At 40.1% G+C, this 18994-nt stretch carries 17 protein-coding genes and 1 tRNA gene; 1 reads left to right on the plus strand and 17 read right to left on the minus strand.

The window, feature by feature from the left end; all coding sequences use genetic code 11:
- Positions 1-4 precede the first annotated feature (4 nt).
- From hemC to AC1TO5_RS04210, 15 genes are all read right to left on the minus strand, one after another.
- Positions 5-952, minus strand: coding sequence for a hydroxymethylbilane synthase (gene hemC / locus AC1TO5_RS04140; protein ID WP_482061507.1), 948 nt, complete (start codon positions 950-952; stop codon positions 5-7).
- A gap of 116 nt (positions 953-1068) precedes the next feature.
- Positions 1069-1698: a precorrin-2 dehydrogenase/sirohydrochlorin ferrochelatase family protein gene (locus AC1TO5_RS04145; protein WP_482061508.1), complete on the minus strand. Its 630-nt coding sequence runs from the start codon at positions 1696-1698 to the stop codon at positions 1069-1071.
- A gap of 20 nt (positions 1699-1718) precedes the next feature.
- Positions 1719-2537, minus strand: coding sequence for a cytochrome C assembly family protein (locus AC1TO5_RS04150; protein ID WP_482061509.1), 819 nt, complete (start codon positions 2535-2537; stop codon positions 1719-1721).
- 64 nt (positions 2538-2601) lie between these two features.
- A complete protein-coding gene (gene hemA / locus AC1TO5_RS04155; RefSeq protein ID WP_482061510.1) occupies positions 2602-3975 on the minus strand; it encodes a glutamyl-tRNA reductase in 1374 nt (457 codons plus the stop codon).
- Between the two features lie 187 nt (positions 3976-4162).
- Entirely contained in the window at positions 4163-4561 is a 399-nt protein-coding gene (speD, locus tag AC1TO5_RS04160; protein WP_482061511.1) for an adenosylmethionine decarboxylase, read from the minus strand.
- Positions 4562-4966: 405 nt separating this feature from the next.
- The gene (locus tag AC1TO5_RS04165; RefSeq protein WP_482061512.1) at positions 4967-5560 is read right to left on the minus strand and encodes a non-ribosomal peptide synthetase module; all 594 of its coding nucleotides are present in this window, start codon (positions 5558-5560) and stop codon (positions 4967-4969) included.
- A gap of 285 nt (positions 5561-5845) precedes the next feature.
- Positions 5846-6532, minus strand: a complete 687-nt coding sequence (yihA, locus tag AC1TO5_RS04170) for a ribosome biogenesis GTP-binding protein YihA/YsxC (RefSeq protein WP_482061819.1) — start codon at positions 6530-6532, stop codon at positions 5846-5848.
- A gap of 4 nt (positions 6533-6536) precedes the next feature.
- Positions 6537-8879: an endopeptidase La gene (gene lon, locus AC1TO5_RS04175; RefSeq protein ID WP_482061513.1), complete on the minus strand. Its 2343-nt coding sequence runs from the start codon at positions 8877-8879 to the stop codon at positions 6537-6539.
- Positions 8880-8916: 37 nt separating this feature from the next.
- Entirely contained in the window at positions 8917-10623 is a 1707-nt protein-coding gene (lonB, locus tag AC1TO5_RS04180) for an ATP-dependent protease LonB (RefSeq protein ID WP_482061514.1), read from the minus strand.
- A 250-nt stretch (positions 10624-10873) separates the two neighbouring features.
- Positions 10874-11311, minus strand: coding sequence for a hypothetical protein (locus AC1TO5_RS04185; protein WP_482061515.1), 438 nt, complete (start codon positions 11309-11311; stop codon positions 10874-10876).
- 182 nt (positions 11312-11493) lie between these two features.
- Positions 11494-12603 (minus strand): flavodoxin-dependent (E)-4-hydroxy-3-methylbut-2-enyl-diphosphate synthase, encoded by a 1110-nt coding sequence (gene ispG, locus AC1TO5_RS04190; protein ID WP_482061516.1) that lies wholly within the window; start codon positions 12601-12603, stop codon positions 11494-11496.
- An 88-nt stretch (positions 12604-12691) separates the two neighbouring features.
- Positions 12692-13954 (minus strand): ATP-dependent protease ATP-binding subunit ClpX, encoded by a 1263-nt coding sequence (gene clpX / locus AC1TO5_RS04195; protein WP_482061517.1) that lies wholly within the window; start codon positions 13952-13954, stop codon positions 12692-12694.
- Between the two features lie 23 nt (positions 13955-13977).
- Entirely contained in the window at positions 13978-14565 is a 588-nt protein-coding gene (clpP, locus tag AC1TO5_RS04200; RefSeq protein ID WP_482061518.1) for an ATP-dependent Clp endopeptidase proteolytic subunit ClpP, read from the minus strand.
- 248 nt (positions 14566-14813) lie between these two features.
- Complete coding sequence (gene tig, locus AC1TO5_RS04205) at positions 14814-16103, minus strand: trigger factor (protein WP_482061519.1); 1290 nt, start codon at positions 16101-16103, stop codon at positions 14814-14816.
- A 99-nt stretch (positions 16104-16202) separates the two neighbouring features.
- On the minus strand, positions 16203-17063 hold the full coding sequence (locus AC1TO5_RS04210; RefSeq protein ID WP_482061520.1) for a hypothetical protein: 861 nt from the start codon (positions 17061-17063) through the stop codon (positions 16203-16205).
- A gap of 237 nt (positions 17064-17300) precedes the next feature.
- On the opposite strand from AC1TO5_RS04210, the gene AC1TO5_RS04215 reads away from it, so the two are divergent.
- On the plus strand, positions 17301-18413 hold the full coding sequence (locus AC1TO5_RS04215; RefSeq protein WP_482061521.1) for an HD domain-containing phosphohydrolase: 1113 nt from the start codon (positions 17301-17303) through the stop codon (positions 18411-18413).
- 141 nt (positions 18414-18554) lie between these two features.
- Here the strand turns inward: AC1TO5_RS04215 and AC1TO5_RS04220 are convergent.
- Both AC1TO5_RS04220 and AC1TO5_RS04225 read right to left on the minus strand, forming a co-directional pair.
- Positions 18555-18631: transfer RNA gene (locus AC1TO5_RS04220), tRNA-Arg, on the minus strand.
- A 110-nt stretch (positions 18632-18741) separates the two neighbouring features.
- A complete protein-coding gene (locus AC1TO5_RS04225) occupies positions 18742-18990 on the minus strand; it encodes a YolD-like family protein (protein ID WP_482061522.1) in 249 nt (82 codons plus the stop codon).
- Between the last annotated feature and the right edge of the window lie 4 nt (positions 18991-18994).

Genomic DNA, 18994 nt, shown 5'->3' on the forward strand with positions numbered 1-18994 from the left:
CGCATTAAACCTCAATTTCTGCTAAGATTTCACGTGCCCCACCATCTAACAGCAACTGGGCAACTTCTGCTCCCAATTGTATAGCATCCGTACCACGACGAATTTCTTTCAACAATACTTTACCATCTGGTGAACCGACAATACCTGTCAATTCTAGCACTACCGCATCTGCTGAACGTTCAACAATGGTTGCATGTGCACCTAACGGTACTTGACAACCACCTTCTAGCGTGCCCAGAAAACTGCGTTCAGCAGCAACCGTTAGAGCAGAATCAGCATCATTCAATATTTGTAACAATTTCACAACGATATCGTCTTTCTGGCGGCACTGAATCCCTAATGCTCCTTGCCCAACGGCAGGTACACATACATCTAGCGGTAGCAGCGTTGATATTTTATCTTGCCAGCCCATTCTTGTTAGTCCTGCAGCTGCAAGAACAATCGCGTCGAAGTTTTCCGTTTCTAATTTGCGAATACGAGAATCAATATTTCCGCGTATCCATTGCAGATCAAGATCTGGTCTTGCATGCTTTAACTGACTACTGCGACGTAAACTACTTGTACCAACTTTTGCACCTTGCGGCAGGTCCTCAAACGTATCAACACCACGCATAACAAGGCAGTCCTGTGGAGATAGACGTTTCGGCACAGCTCCGTTAATAAGCCCTTCTGGAAGCTTATAAGGCATATCCTTCATACTATGTATCGCCATGTCGATTACGCCATCAAGTAGCGCTTGCTCGATTTCCTTAACAAACAATCCTTTACCGCCAACTTTAGATAATGTGACATCAAGAATTTGATCACCTTTTGTAATAATTTTATGTATTTCAAATGTGTACGGTAAATCATGTACCCTACAGATTTCTTCAAGCTGCTTAATGACTTGTCCTGATTGCGTTAACGCCAACTGACTTTGACGTGTACCAACTTTAATAATTCTAGCTTCCATCGCTAATTCCTCGCCTTCACTATGTATGACTTCATTCGCTTCATATTCGATGTCGACTAAGCTACGTTAGCATAGTCATCGTGATCACAAGTGAATGTTTTGAACCACCTCTATGATCACTGTCGTAGTTTTCTATACCACATCTCATACTCTGTTGGAGAAACTTGAAGCACCTCTTGCAATGCCTGCTCGGTAATTCGAGCCCTGATCGTTAAGTCAATATTATCCCGCTCCAGATCAACTCTAAGGCGTGACATTAATTGTAAAGCGTTCGCATACGGTTTAGCAAATTGAGCCTCTAGCTCACGCTTCAAATGCTTCGTTAAGGCAGGACTCGTTCCTGAAGTTGAAATTGCTAATGTGAGTTGACCTTCACGAATGATCGCTGGTGTTATAAAGCTTCCTTGCTCGCCTGCACTGACATTACACACCAATTTCCCTTTATTCAAGGCATCCGTAGTAATAGTGCGATTCAGTTCATCTTGATCCGTTGCTGCAAACACGATAGTGAACTGTTGTACTAATACTTCATTATACATCGACGGAATCCAAGTTAATGATTCGTGAAGAAGTAATAACTCTTGCAATGGCTCACTAATATATGGTGCGACAACAGTAACTGAGCTAGCATTTCCTGCAAGTAATCCTGTAACTTTACGAGTAGCAATCACACCCCCACCAACGACGAGGCATTGATGATGATGCAAATTAACCATTATGGGATAGTACAGAGAGTTTTGCTCCATAACCATCTCCTCCTGCACATTTAGTGGAATGACGAAAACTCACTCGAAAACATATTAATAAGTTGAAATGCGTACGCTAGTAAATACAACTTGGCAATCTTTTGTCCCGATCGCTGATTAACAGAACGCTGATAAATAAAATATCCATAAATAGCAAGCGCACAAAGTGAAGTGACAATCTGAATATCTAACAGCATATATGCCCTACCTTCCACGACTAATGAAATCGTTGCAATTGCCAACGACATAATCAATAGTGGAACTCCGATAATAACCATTCTTTCACTCGAACGATCCATAACTTCTAGACTCGGAAATCTACGCAACCATTTGGTCCATTTTTTACGTTTCAAGCTATGATGCACCACCAGATACATGATCGATAGCAAAGCCCCGATCGTCAACACTGCGTAAGCGCTAATAACAAGACTAATATGTACATAAAGCAATTCTTGGGTAGCTTGCCATAGTTCAAGCGAACGCCCTTCTTTCGGAGAACTATACATATTAAGGGCAAACACTGAAAACCCAATAACATTGACGAAAAACACAATCAAATCGATCTTATAATATCTGCTAATAATAAATGATACCGTAATTAATATCCACGAAAACAATTGCAATATATCAAAGGTAGTAAATTGAAACAGCGGTAGTCTTAATTCCGTTAGTAACCGGAAGATTAGAAATGCTCCAGAAAGCAACCACACAAAAACAAGTAGCCCTGTGCCTAGTTGTTTTGCCTTCCGATTCTCAGAAACAAAATCAGAAAAATAAAACAATAGACTCAGGGCATAAATATATATAAAAATATCATATATCCATAGATCCATATCCATCACTGCACCACCCTGTGTTCTACTTCATTGTGTTGTTCGAAACGATAGGGCAATAAACCTTTTGTTAAGAGCGTACAAGCGCAGCAAGTTTTTTGGCAGAACGGACAAACTGTGAGCGATCCTGTATAGCTGGCTCTTGTACTTTCTGCTCTGCTTTTTCTAGCTCGTCTAATTGCTCTTTCAAATCAAATAACTGTACGAATAAATCCATTGCTTCATCTGCTTTTTTGGTTCCAGCTAATTCCTTCACGCGTAGTATAGGATCCTGAACCATCTGATTGACCATACTCTTCGTCAATTTACGAATAACTTTCAGCTCTTGTTCAGACAGATTAGGCAACTTATTAGACAAGCTTACCATTGTTTCTTCATGCACTTTAGCTGCTTTCGTTTGTAGACCGCGAATAAGCGGAACAACACCTAGTGTCTTGTACCAGCTATCGAACAAGGCAATTTCTTCTTGAATCATCACATTAATCTTCGTCGCTTCCTGCTCACGTTGCGCTAGATTACTTTCGACAATCCCATGCAAATCATCAATATCATATAGGAAAACATTATCTATTGTTGCGATGTTCGGATCAAAATCTCGAGGCACAGCAATATCAATCATAAATAATGGCTTAGAACGACGCTTCGCCATAATAGCTTGTACATCTACAGTCGTCAGCACGAATTGCTTAGCAGCCGTTGAGCTAATCATAATATCGACATGCTGCATCTGCTCATTCGCTTGTTCAAAGTTATAAGCAATACCATCGAATTGAGCAGCCAATTGCTTCGCTTTCTCCAATGTTCGATTGACGACATTAATCTGAGATGCACCATTGGCATGCAAATGCTTCGCCGTTAACTCTCCAGTTTCACCAGCGCCAAAAATCATCACTCGCTTATTAGCGAAGTTACCAAAAATTTGTTTGCCTAGCTCTACCGCAGCATAACTAACAGATACAGCAAGCTCACCAACTCTCGTTTCAGAATGAGCACGTTTGGCTAGCGTGACCGCTTGCTTAAACAGCATATTAAACACAGTCCCCGTTGTTTTCAACTGCTGCGCTTCAAGAAATGCTTGCTTCACTTGTCCAAGTATTTGCGTTTCACCAATAATCATCGAATCAAGACCACTTGTTACTTTGAACAAATGTTCGATTGCTTCATGATCCTCATACATATATAAACTGTTTGTGAACTGCTCACGTGGCAGACCAAACCATTGTTCCATAAATAATCTAACATAATGACCACAGATTTGTGCACGATCAACGATCGCATAAATCTCAGTACGGTTACAAGTTGCGACAATCACACATTCCATAATACTCGTTGTGCTTTTCAACTTTATAAGTGCTTCTGTTAATTGTTCTTCAGCCAATGCGAAGCGTTCTCTAACTTCGACAGCTGCGGTCCGATAGTTCAAGCCGACAACAATAATATGCATGGTGATCCCCTTCCCGAAATGTAAAGCCAATAATTTATAATAAGTATAGCATAATAATATTTCGCAAATTCCTCTATATTTGACTATTATTCGAATTATATCGATGTATTATACCTATTGTTCTCAATATCACAATCGCTCCATAGGAAAAGGCCATAGACTTTCGTCCATGGCCATATCTGCAATCTTATACTAGTTCAATTTGTTTTAGTTCAGGTTCAACGATTTGAAGCTCACCCATACCACGAACTAGTTTCTTAGCATGTGTTGTTTGTGGCTTAAGCACTGAAAGCATATAATCGATTGCTACCTGTGGATCTACTGTTTCGCCACAAGTATAACAATCCAGTGCAGCAAATCCTCTTTCAGGATACGTATGAATCGAGAGATGGCTCTCTGACAACAGCACAAGTACCGTTGCGCCTTGAGGTTCAAATTGTTTTGATTGAACAGATAGCACTGTAGCTCCACAAGCCTCCGCTGCCTCAACCATGTGAGATTGTAATACCTCTGCACTGTTTAGCAAATCAAAATCGACACCCCATGCATCAACAGCAACGTGTCTTCCGAAAGTAGAATATTCCATCCTTCGGTTCCCCCTTCCTAGGAATAAAATGTTTGAAAAATTTCATCCGCTAGGACCTACGTCATTCACTTCTCGAGGGTATAATCTCTCGTAACATTACAATGTCCTGAGTGAATCCTGGTTCCTAATTTTGAACAACCAATTTGTTTTCAACGAGAATAAAAATAACATCTTATAGAGATAATTGCAATAGTTTTTTTGTAAAAATTCTGTAAGTTTTAATAATATTTCTAGTCTCTCTCTAATTTACTCAAGATAGCTAAATATTGCTACTCATTTCTCAATATTCGTTCATTTTTTTCCATTCTTTACTTTTAACAAAACATTATCATGCACTACTAATTTGTTGACTGATAAGAAAAAACGAGCAGGTTATTACCCCGCTCGTTTTTACGTGTACTATGCTCAGTTTGCTTCCAACGTGAATAATTTGAACGTTAATGCTTTCAACTGCTCATCAATATTGTTCAACTCTAGATCGTTGCTTACTTGATTTCGAAGCTCTAGCCACTCATCAATCGCTTGATAAATAAGCTTAATTTCTCTTTCAATTAAACGACTATCAAATACACGTTGTAGCTTTTGAACGGTATTCTTTTTCTCGAATACCGTGCGCTCACCTTTATCATTCTTCTCAATGATACGGTGAACACTGCCACTCTTATAATGATATTCCATCGTATAATGACTATAAATCCGATTGACAATCGCACTGCCACGGAATGCGGATACCGCTTTTCGCATTGCATTAGTCAGCTTTAGTTCGACAATTCGGCATGTAAGTTCACATACATATTCATCATAATGACGTTCAAACGTCATACGAATCGCCTCGTGTCCAGCTACATCTTCTAGTACCAGTGATTGGTTACCATTCTCAAGAATGAGTACCTGAAGGCGCAATTGTTGCTCCTCCATAAAAATAATAAACTTCGATAATTCAGAACTACTTAACTCAAACCTTGCATTAACATACTCTGTGGCTATCCGCTTAGCCATAAAAATCTCCTCAATTCTTCGCTTTCCAAGTAGATGAAGAATATCTTAGAACTCAGAAAGGCCGAATACATGCTTATATGTTATATTATACGAGATTTGCGTTCTATATTCCTGCTCCCCATACATGAAATTCCATCATATTTCACGAAATAACGGAATTATCGCAAAATTTCTTGAACAATCACTCATAATGCTTACTAATTATTAAGAAGTTCTCGTGAATCCTACCCTGTTTGCCGAAAAATATAAATCTACTAAATTAATATTGCGAAAAACACTACTACATTATTGTTGATCTTCAATCGTTTCAACAATTGATACAGAATCTTTTATTTCCGCTTCCGTTGGCTCTACTACCCCATCTTCCACAGGTAAAGACATTCCAGCATCTTCGATCGCTTGCATAATATGACCCCATAGCTCATCACGACCAAGCCCAGTATCCGAAGAAAATAGTACAACTCGATCCTTCGAGCTAGCGCCAAGCGTAGTTTTGATCATTTTCATATGTTTGTCCCATTTGGAGCGCGGTATTTTATCAGCTTTCGTACAAACGATACAGGTGGGGATCTCATAATGCTTCAGCCATTGATACATCAACTGATCATCTTTAGATGGTTCATGACGAATATCGATAACTAGAAGCTGCAATACTAGCGGCTCACGAGATTGTAAATATCTTTCGATCATAATACCAAATTCTTCACGCTGCTTCTTGGATACTTTCGCATAACCATAACCAGGAAAGTCAACAATATAAATATCTTCGTTTACTCGGTAATAGTTCAGTTGTTGCGTTTTACCAGGCTGTGAACTCGTACGCGCTAAGTTTTTACGCATAATCATCTTATTAATTAATGAGGACTTCCCGACATTAGAACGACCTGCCAGAGCAATTTCTGGCAAGCCATTATCTGGGTATTGTTCAGGGCGTACGGCACTAATTATAAATTGAGTATCTTTAATTTTTATCATGTTATTGCTCCTCATTCTCGTTTGCTACTAAAGCATGCGCAAGCACTTCATCTAGATGAGCGACAGGAACAAACTCTACCTCTTGCTTTATACTTTCTGGAATATCATCAAGATCTCTTATATTATCGATAGGTATAAGCACCTTTTTAATACCAGCTCGATGTGCTGCTAATGATTTTTCTTTCAAACCACCGATTGGCAATACTCTACCTCTTAATGTTATTTCCCCTGTCATTGCAACTTCTTTGGATACATAGCGACCACTAAGTGCTGATATAAGTGCTGTTGCCATTGTTATCCCAGCTGAAGGTCCATCCTTAGGTATTGCACCTTCCGGAATATGAATGTGAATATCTAGCTTTTCATGGAAATCCGGTGCTACTCCAAGCTCTTTGGCATGCGCTCTGATGTAGCTGAATGCTGCTTGCGCAGATTCCTTCATCACATCACCAAGCTTACCCGTTAGATTAAGCTTACCGCTACCAGTCATTGTTGAAACTTCGATCACAAGTGTATCGCCACCAACTTCCGTCCATGCTAGCCCTGTAACCGCCCCAATCTGATTCTGAGCATCAACCATACCATATCGGAACCTCGGTTGTCCAAGCGATAGCTTCACCTTCTCACGATCAATATGGATGGTTTGCAGTTGCTCATCAGAGACGAAAGCTTTCGCCGCCTTACGAGATAATGCGGCAATCTGTTGCTCAAGGTTTCGCACACCAGCCTCACGAGTGTACTCACGAATAATGAAACTAATCGCTTCATCATCGATCGTCAACTGTTCCTCCTGCAATCCATGATCAGCACGTTGCTTACGGAATAGATAGCGCTTGGCAATCTCTAGCTTCTCTAGCTCGGTATAGCCAGGCACTTGTAAAATTTCCATACGATCAAGCAATGGACGTGGTATGGTCTGTAAGGAATTAGCTGTCGTTACGAACATAACGGATGACAAATCAAACGGAACCTCTACAAAGTGATCGCTGAACGTAGAGTTCTGCTCTGGATCTAGCACCTCTAGTAATGCGGAAGAAGGGTCACCACGGAAATCGGATGCCATCTTGTCAATTTCATCGAGTAGAAATACTGGATTTTTCGTTCCAGCAGACTTCATTCCTTGCATAATTCTACCTGGCATAGCACCAACATATGTACGACGATGCCCGCGAATTTCCGCTTCATCACGCACGCCGCCTAGAGAAATACGGACAAATTTACGACCAAGCGACTTCGCAATAGATTTCGCTAGAGAAGTTTTACCTACCCCTGGCGGTCCTACAAGACAAAGGATTGGTCCCTTCAGCTTTTTCACCAGCTTTTGCACAGCCAAATACTCTAGCACACGTTCCTTCGCTTTTTCAAGCCCGTAATGATCGTCATTCAAAATTTGCTCAGCATGAACAATGTCCAGATCATCATCCGTTAACTTATGCCACGGCAAAGCAAGCAACCAGTCGATATAATTACGAATGATTCCCCCTTCTGCTGAAGATTGTGGCATTTTCTCAAGACGATCTATTTCTTTATTAACCCTCTCGGCAATCGATTCAGGAAGCTGAGCCTCTTCTAACTGAATACGCAGCTCTTCAGTTTCACCAAGGCGACCTTCTTTCTCACCAAGCTCCTTCTGAATCGCCTTCATCTGTTCGCGCAAATAATATTCCTTTTGCGTTTTTTCCATCTGTTTTTTCACACGCTGATTGATCTGACGTTCCATCTCAAGTACTTCGCGCTCATTGTTAAGGAGATCAAGTAATGCTTCAAGACGTTTTTCTACATCAGTCGTTTCAAGAATTTTTTGCTTATCTTTAATCTTCAGAGTTAGATGACTTGTAATCACATCGGCAAGACGTCCCGCTTCTTCAATATCAGATACTGCTGCATAGGTTTCAGGCGTTACTTTCTTGGAGAGTGAAACATAATTTTCAAATTGGCTCAGCACCGAACGCATTAATGCATCCACCTGCGGCGTTTGCTCTGTTGGTTCAGGCAATTCCTTCACGACAACCTCATAATATTGTTCATTATCAAGATAATCTTGAATTTCGGCACGAACCAATCCTTCCGCTAGCACTCGAATAGTTCCATTAGGAAGCTTCAGCATTTGCTTCACTTTTGCAATCGTACCTATTCTGAAAATATCTTCTTCAAGCGGGTTTTCAATATTCACCTCAGCTTGAGATACTAGTAAAATATTTTGATCATCAAGCATCGCCTTTTCAAGCGCGCGGATAGATTTATCCCTTCCCACATCTAAGTGAAGCACCATGCTGGGATAGACAAGTAAGCCCCTAAGAGGGAGCAAAGGAATTCGGCGTGTTTTTGTTTTGCTAGAACCCATTCCAGCACCTCCATTCTACATACTCTCTAACATCTTATCACTCATATGATTCCGCCTGCAAATATGGATATGTTGGAGCACTGAACAAATTCAACTTCCATTGCTCTGTTTGATCCTCATCATTCCATTGTGCTAATTCTGGAAATACATGCGAAAGCACTTCCTCAATGCGAGAAACCGGAATAACTTGCAAGCCATTCAGGTCAGCAAATATTTCTTGCCAGTTTTCTCTAGGAATAATAACACGAACTGCGCCAGCTTGGAAGGCTGCTTCCACCTTAGCTAGCACACCACCAACTGGCTTTACATTGCCATGTATCCCAATTTCACCAGTCATCGCTAGGCGATTATCGATTGGCGCATTCAATATTGCTGACGTAATCGCTGTGGCCATAGCAATTCCTGCTGATGGTCCGTCAACTGGTGAACCGCCAGGGAAATTAATATGTAGATCGTAGTCCTGTGGATTAAGACCTTTCAAACGAAGCACGGTCATTACATTTTCGATAGATCCTTTGGCCATACTTTTTCTTCTTAACGTACGAGAGCCACCACCCAGCTCCTCTTCATCAACGACACCTGTAATAATATATTGGCCTTTCCCTTTAGCGACCGGAATAGCACTTACTTCAATTTCAAGCAACGCCCCCATACTTGGACCATATACCGCTAGCCCATTTACAAAGCCAATTTGCGGAACTAATGGAACTTTACGTTCTGGTCTTGGTGGTATTTGACTACTATTAACAACCCATTCAATATCCATCGCCGTAATTTTATCTCTTTTTTCAGATAATGCAAGCCCTGCCGAAAGCTGAATAATATTAACAGCTTCACGTCCATTCGTTGCATACTGCTTTACAACATCAATCGCTTCAGGACAAGGTGCAAAACCAATTTTCACAACAGCATTCTCAGCAACTTCCGCCACCTCATCAGCAAGTAACGGACGGAAATATACTTCCATACATCTCGAGCGAATAGCAGGTGGAATTTCTTGCGGCGAACGAGTTGTCGCTCCGACTAAGCGGAAGTCCGCAGGCAATCCATTTTGAAATATATCATGAATATAGCTAGGAATATGACTATCTTCTGAATTGTAATAGGCACTTTCCAGAAAGACTTTGCGATCTTCTAGTACCTTTAATAACTTATTCATCTGGACAGGATGTAATTCACCTATTTCATCAATAAATAGAATTCCACCATGCGCCTTCGTAACCGCACCAGCTTTTGGCTGTGGTATACCTGCTACACCCATTGCCCCAGCCCCTTGATAAATTGGATCATGGACTGAGCCAATTAGAGGATCTGCAATACCTCTTTCATCAAAGCGTGCAGTCGTAGCATCTATTTCTGTAAATTTGGCAGTTGGTAAAAATGGTGACGATGGATTACGTTTCGCTTCTTCTAGCACAACCCGTGCCGCTGCTGTTTTGCCTACTCCTGGAGGACCGTAGATGATGACATGCTGCGGATTAGCACTGCATAGCGCAGCTTTAAGAGCCTTTAGACCATCCTTTTGTCCCACAATATCATTCAGCGATTGCGGTCTTGTTTTCTCAGCTAAGGGCTTCGTTAACGAAATTGAACGAAGCTTGCGAAGTTTGTCCATTTCCTTACGTGATTCCTTATCTACTGCTACTTTACTCATCTTCTGATTACGTAATAGATTGAAGAAATATAATCCAATTACGACAGCAAAAAACACTTGAATAATCATTAACAATACGCTCATATTCATTATTAACCCCACTCCTCTTATTATTAAACTTTCCCGTATTCCATAGTATTACCTTCTAGCAGATGGAATAATCTTGGTTGGGAAGAGAAAACGTATTTTTGTTACTTTAAGCGGAGAGACAACAAAAAAAGCGTTACTTAATTGCATTATGCATGCAATTAAGTAACGCCCTCTATTAATGCAAGTTCACAAAATGAGCTTGTGCTTGATAACTGATAAATGGTAGCTCCGATGCCGATTACGCTTCGCTTCAAATGAACACAGCGCCTACAAAAGCACTCACGAAAATAGCTAAATAAATTAATGTTATCCACGGCTGATAATCTACGTACATCTCTTTCCAAGTCATAGCCCAAGGATGACGAATAAGTACCCATCCAATTAGATCAATAATGATCGTCAGAAGCATCCATGATATCCCTATAATTAAGGCTTCTAACCATAGATTATCTGGTTGTACTTTGACGAAATAATAATATGCGGCAATTGGCCATAACACAATATTATAAAGTGCATGATACTTTACTGTAGCAGCATAAGACTTAATATCGTACATCGAGTTAATCGGTTTAGTATTATCTTTATCCATCTTGAGCACATATCCATTGAAGCAAGTATGTAATATACCAACAAGCGTAACTACGATATAAGCAATCAAATACCAAAATATAGACAATCCGAAATCCATCTTATCTCTCCTTTCCAATGCATAAGCATTTTATCGAGATCTATCTAAGATGTCCTTTTATAAACGTATATTCACTATTGTACCGTGAAATACCATTTAACTATAACTAATTACGCGCTTTGTACGGCGCACATATAAAAATACCCTAGCGACTTTGCAGTCACTAGGGCTCATATTTATTATTAGTGCTTTATATGCTCTTTACGACCAGGTATTTCTCCTGTTTCTTCGAACACACGTACAATTTCATCGATTTCCTTCTTCAGTTCTGATAGCAATTCTGCCTCAGGTACTTTACGAATCATCTCTCCATAACGGAACAGCATGCCTTCACCACGCGCACCTGCAATGCCGATATCAGCCTCACGAGCCTCACCAGGACCGTTAACCGCACAGCCTAGTACAGACACTTTGATAGGTACCTTTATCTTAGATATATACTCTTCTACCTCGTTGGCAACTGAGAACAGATCAATATCAAGACGACCGCATGTCGGACAAGATACAAGCGTTGCTGCATTCGTAATTAAGCCAAATGTTTTCAGTAGCTCACGAGCAACTTTAACTTCTTCGACAGGGTCCGCAGATAAGCTAATACGCAATGTATTACCAATACCTAGCGCTAACAATGCACCAATACCTGCTGAGCTTTTGATCGTTCCAGCATTCAATGTACCCGCTTCGGTAATACCAAGATGAAGTGGATATTTGATAACTTCCGCAGCCATAGTATACGCTTTGATTGCCATCGGAACATCTGAAGCTTTCAAAGATACGATAATATCATGGAAGTCTAATTCTTCTAGAATACCAATATGATACATCGCACTTTCTACCATTGCTTCTGGAGTAGGATAACCATACTTTTCTAGCAAATGATTTTCGAGTGATCCCGCATTAACCCCGATTCGAATCGGGATACCCTTTTCTTTACAAGCTGCAACAACTGCTTCTACCTTCTCGCGGCGACCAATATTACCTGGATTAATACGTACTTTATCAATCCCATTTTCAATGGCACGTAAAGCAAGACGATAATCAAAATGTATATCAGCAACTAGAGGAATATTAATCTGTTTCTTAATTTCCTTGATCGCATCTGCCGCTTCCATATTGTTAACGGTAACACGAACTAATTGACATCCAGCTTCCTCAAGACGTAATATTTCTGCAACGGTAGCTTCCACATTAGCCGTCTTTGTTGTACACATACTTTGAATAAGAACCTCATTACTTCCACCAATTGTTAGATTACCAACTTTGACAGGTACGGTGTTCTGACGTAAGTACATAGTTATCTCTCCCATAAATGGCAAAGTCCACCTCTTGCTCTGATAATGCACAGCATGAGGTGGTTACTTTGTCTGTATTCAAGTAACGTTAAGCACTTTCTTCCTTCTTATTATCCTTTTTTTCAGGTTGGCTAAGTTCCGGAACAATTTTACTCGTTACTGTATCTTCAGTTATGACGCAAGTCGTTACATCTTCACGAGATGGAACTTCATACATCAAATCAAGCATGATCCCTTCAATGATCGCTCGAAGACCACGAGCACCTGTATTACGCTTAATTGCTTCTTTCGCAATCGCATCAAGTGCCTCTGCTTGGAACTCCAACTTCACATTGTCAAGCTCAAGCAATTTTTGATATTGCTTCACTAGTGCATTTTTCGGTTCGGAAAGAATACGCACCAATGCTGGCTCATCTAGCGGCTCTAGAGTTGAAATAACAGGGAGACGCCCAACAAACTCAGGAATCAAGCCGAATCTCAATAGATCCTCAGGCAACACCATAGACAAATACTCACCTGGTTTCAGATCCTTCTGAACTTCACCAGTAGAGTTAAAACCAATCACTTTTTTACCAATTCTACGTTTAATGATTGATTCAAGACCGTCAAATGCACCACCACAGATGAACAAGATATTCGTCGTATCAATTTGAATAAATTCTTGATGTGGATGTTTACGTCCACCTTGTGGAGGAACAGAAGCTACTGTACCTTCAAGAATTTTAAGCAACGCTTGCTGAACACCTTCACCAGATACATCACGTGTAATCGATGGGTTTTCAGATTTACGTGCTACTTTATCAATCTCATCGATGTAAATAATACCGCGCTCAGCTTTTTCCACATCATAATCAGCAGCTTGGATTAATTTCAGAAGAATGTTCTCAACATCCTCACCTACATAACCAGCTTCAGTTAGAGACGTAGCATCAGCGATAGCAAATGGTACATTCAAAATACGAGCCATCGTTTGCGCTAGTAATGTTTTACCAGAACCTGTAGGTCCTAATAGTAAAATATTACTCTTCTGCAACTCAACATCCTCAATTTTACTGCCTGTATTCACACGTTTGTAGTGATTATACACCGCTACGGATAATGATTTTTTGGCAAAATCTTGACCAATAACATATGAATCAAGTGTCGAACGAATTTCCATTGGTTTCGGAATATTCTTCAGATCCACTTCTTCTTCTTGTCCAAGCTCTTCCTCTACGATTTCAGAGCAAAGATCGATACATTCATCACATATATAAACGCTAGGGCCTGCAACTAACTTGCGTACCTGCTCTTGCGATTTACCACAGAAAGAACATTTCAATTGAGCTTTCTCATCATTGAACTTAAACATGCATTCACCCCTTCATTCCAATATTAAACTATAGGTGAAGTAATCACCTTATCTATCAATCCATATTCCAAAGCTTCTTGAGCACTCATGAAGTAATCACGATCGGTATCACGATCAATCTTCTCATATGGTTGACCAGTACGGTCTACATAGATTTGATTGAGCTTATGCTTCGTTTTAAGTATCCAATCCGCATGAATCTTAATATCTGTAGCTTGACCACTAATACCACCAAGCGGCTGATGAATCATCACTTCCGCATTAGGAAGCGCAAAACGTTTGCCTTTTGCACCTGCTGTAAGTAGTAGAGAGCCCATGCTTGCAGCCATCCCCATACAGATTGTGCTCACCTCTGGCTTGATATATTGCATAGTGTCAAATATACCCATACCTGCTGTCACTGAACCACCAGGTGAATTGATATAGAGATGGATATCCTTTTCAGGATCATCCGCAGCTAGGAATAACAATTGAGCAATTACTGCATTCGCAACATCATCATCAATCGCACTACCAAGAAAAATAATACGATCTTTAAGCAAGCGAGAATAAATATCGTAAGATCTTTCCCCACGATTCGTCTGTTCTACAACGATTGGAACTAAGTTCATGCGATCAACCTTCTTTCATCTTAGACTTAATGTGAACACTTTTATTGTATCACGTTGGAGAAGTGATGTCATTTTTTCAATCAATTCCGTCACTACTTTTAATCTTATTACTCATATGTATACGGTCATTCAAAAGCTATATGTATATTATGTAAGCAGAAACTTCATTAGCAAGTCCATCGTTCAAAAATAAGGCACGTATACTTACGTGCCTTATCTCTTATGTTCTGCTTTATATGTTGTACAAATTAAACAGCTACACTATTGCTAACTAGGAATTTAATTGCTTTACGAAGCAATAGATCCTCAGTCAAGTTTTCTATGTTGCCATTTTTCGTGAAGATTTCACGAATTTCTTCAGCTGGACGGTTGTAAGCTGTAGAAAGGCTAGCTAGTTCCTCGTTAATATCCTCTTCAGATACTTCAATAGATTCAGCTTTAGCTATTGCTTCTAATACAAGATTGTTAAGTACGCGTTTTTCTGCGTCACCCTTCATTTGGTCACGAAGCACTTGTTCGTTTTGACCAGAGAATTGGTAGTACAGATCTAGAGTCATACCTTGAGAGCTTAGACGGTTTTCGAAATCTTGTAGCATATAGTTTTGCTCAGTTTCTACCATTGCTGCAGGAATTTCTACAGTAGCTGCTTCCGCAACTTTAGCGATAATTTCTGCTTCTTGAGCTTGAGCTGCTTCTTTTACTTTGTTTTCTTGTAGCTTGCTTGCAAGATCTTTTTTGTACTCTTCTAGAGTATCAAATTCACTTACGTCTTTTGCAAACTCATCATCAAGAGCCGGAAGCGTTTTGCGTTTAAGCTCATGCAACTTAACTTTGAAAATTGCTACTTTACCAGCTAGACTTTCTTCTTGGTAACCTTCTGGGAATGTTACTTCAACATCTTTGAAATCACCAAGTTGCATACCTACTACTTGTTCTTCGAATCCAGGAATGAATGAACCTGAACCTAGTTCAAGAGAATGACGTTCAGCTTTACCACCTTCAAATGCAACGCCATCTACATAACCATCAAAATCGATTACAGTAACGTCACCATTCTCAGCAGCACCTTCTTCAACAACATTAAGCTCAGCATGACGTTGTTGTAGACGCTCTAATTCAGCAGCGATTTCTTCTTCTGTAACTTCAGCAGAAACTTTAGCAACTTCTACGCCATTGTAAGCACCTAGAGTTACTTCTGGTTTAACTGTAACTTTTGCAGTAAAGATGAATACTTGTCCTTTTGCAAATTGAGTTACATCGATTTCTGGACGATCAACTGGTTGAATGCCAGTTTCTTCGATAGCTGCAGAATATGCGCCAGGAAGAATAATATCAATTGCATCCTGATACAAGCTTTCAATTCCGAATTTTGATTCGAAGATTGAACGAGGTACTTTACCTTTACGGAATCCAGGTACATTTACTTGTGCTGCAACTTTCTTGAAAGCTTGATCTAATGATTCTGATACTTTCTCAGCATCCACTTCTACGTTGATTGATACTGTATTTGATTCTATTTTTTCCCAAGTTGCTTTCATTTTATGCTTTCCCCTCCAAAATGCTCATGCATTGTATGTTTTCACGTCTAATAAACCACTCTATTATATACAAGTTAATCATTATTTTCAAGGTAATAATTAATCGATATCTTGCAAGTATAGAGCTACCTCACGAATTACTCGACTAGCTTGCTCATATCGGAAGCGATATTCATTCGTAATTCCATATGTTTCACGGATATCGTCATCCACGGCATACCCATAAACAATGAGTTGCATCGTATGATGTAATCCAGCAGCAAAGCAATCTTCAATGTACTCTTCTTCATTCAACATCCATCCATAACTACGCGTACCATATATGCATTGTAAACATTCTAACCATAGCTCAGTAACTAATATTGGCATTGTTACATCCACTTGTTCGAGTGCTAACATCGCTTTGTCTAATATAGCATTGACAGAATCCGGAAATTCATTCATTGATAATGGAGTTTCTTCAATGAGAAGATGTACTGTTTCATCCATGCGATTCAGTTGTACGGTACCAGAGCAACCTCTTTTTTTCAAGCATTGTAATGCTTTAAATTGTACCGCAGAGGTTAGTGTAGCCTCTTGGAGCCAATTAATCAACTGTTCATTTAATTCAGGAGCGTCCAAATACGTTGCACGCTCAAGCGTGAGCATTTGCTGATCCATCGGTATTGACGACTTTAGAGTTTCCATAAGTTTAGCCGCAGCTTCTGTAGAATTAGTAGAACCATAATCACTTAACGCAGCTCTTCTAAATTGTTCCTCTAAGTCTTCATGCTCAAGTCCATCTGCCTCATCGACAGACGGAAACGATTCTTCTAGCCAATTAAGAAGATTTCCCCACTCGATAGCATGTTGACGTTCATCACCTTGACAGCGCAATAAAAACTTCAATAAATCTTTGGCTTCTTCAAACTGCTCACCTTCCAGCAGCTTAGTCAATTGAATTTGATGTTGGTCAAGCATCGCTGGAAATAAAAATATATTTTCAGAAAAGTTCTGTTCTTTATTACTATTATCGGAAATATTAACACCACCTAATGATTAGCTGAGAAACGACTTTTATTTTTCTTTCGTCAAATTATACCATGAACACTGACCTGGCAACTGTCTTTTCTTTAGTAATAAACAGGATTTTATCACTTTTTGGAGAATTATTGTAGTATGTAGTCGAAAAAAATGCAGAAGATAGGGGAACGCATTGTGATCACTGAACATACACCTGAACGTTTACTGCGGATTATTTTCAGCTATGTGGAAAAAATCCCTGCATCCCACAATCTCCAAGACCTGCTTATGCTAATGGCTAATATGGGAAAAGAAATGATTCTTGCTGATCGCTGCTCCGTTTGGCTCATTGATCATGACAACAATGAACTCTATACAACCGTAGCACACGGCGTTAATGAAATTAGAATTATGTCCGGATCAGGTATTGTCGGCTCGGCAGTCGCACAAGGCATTCCTATCGTTATTGAAGATGCTTATCTTGATTCGCGGCACAACATAGAAAATGATTTGCGTACTGGCTATCGCACAACATCAATGATTACAGTTCCTTTTCGCAACAGTGACAATATAATTATCGGCGCCTATCAAGCAATTAATAAAATGACGGAAGCCGCTGTTTTTTCCGATCAAGACTTAGAATATTTGACGCTTGCAGCTTCTTATGCTGGTAAGTCGTTAGAAACGTTTCTATTGCATCAAGAAATTATCGATACACAACGCGAAATGATTTCCGTCATGGGAGAAATTAGCGAGCTGCGTTCACGCGAAACCGCTAATCACGTTAAGCGTGTTGCTGCATATTCCTATATTTTAGCGCTTGGCTGCGGACTGAGTCAAGCTGAGGCAGAGTTGCTTCGTGACGTATCGCCTATGCACGATATTGGCAAAATAGCTATTCCAGATAATATCTTGAACAAGCCTGATCAGCTCACAGTAGATGAATATACGATTATGAAAACCCACACTTTAATCGGTCAGCAGCTACTCGGATCATCACAGCGCAAGCTGCTTCATACCGCCGCTATTATCTCAGAGCAGCATCATGAAAAATGGAATGGGACAGGTTATCCTCACGGCCTAACAGGAGAAGAAATTCACCTCTTCGGAAGAATTACAGCAGTCGCTGATGTGTTTGATGCATTAAGTACTGCACGAGTGTACAAGCCTGCTTGGGATATCGATAGAATAATAGCATTATTCCGTGAAGAACGCGGTAAGCATTTCGATCCAGCGATCGTTGATATATTTTTCGATAAGTTGCCTGAGTTACTTAACATTAAAGAGAGCTTAGCTGACTTTGTGTAGTAAATGGGCAAGAAAACTCCGAAAAGCATCGTGTTCGAACGTATTTTTCGCTTATTCTCACAAAATAAAAAACGCCCAAACCGTTGCTATTGCTAAGGTTTAGGCGTTTTTTCTATATGATAATCTTTAATGGAATAGTAATGGCGTCCCAGGCAGGATTCGAACCTGCGACAACTCGCTTAGAAGGCGAGTGCTCTATCCGACTGAGCTACTGAGACGCGGCACAAGAAATAATATATCACAACGCCGCGCCCTACGCAAGACTTTTTTTATTTTTCTCTTAAACTCGCTACCATATGGTCAACAAGCTCATCTATATTGTTTCAAACTAGTTAGCATTATTGATCTCCATAATATCCATGAAGGGCACTTTCGTTAGCTTGCCATCTCCTTCAACGTGGACAAGTCTTGTTCGTGAATCTAATTTTACTATTTTCCCTATGACCGATTCGTCCCAATTCCAAACCTCCAGCTGCAGCTCTACTTCTTCTTGATAGGCTTCGACTAGGCGCTCGCCCATATCCTCCAAAATCATTTCATCCCTAGTAGGTCGTTTCGTCCCCTTATACTTTGCCATACTA

It is taken from the genome of Paenibacillus sp. Y930 (genome assembly GCF_056786375.1).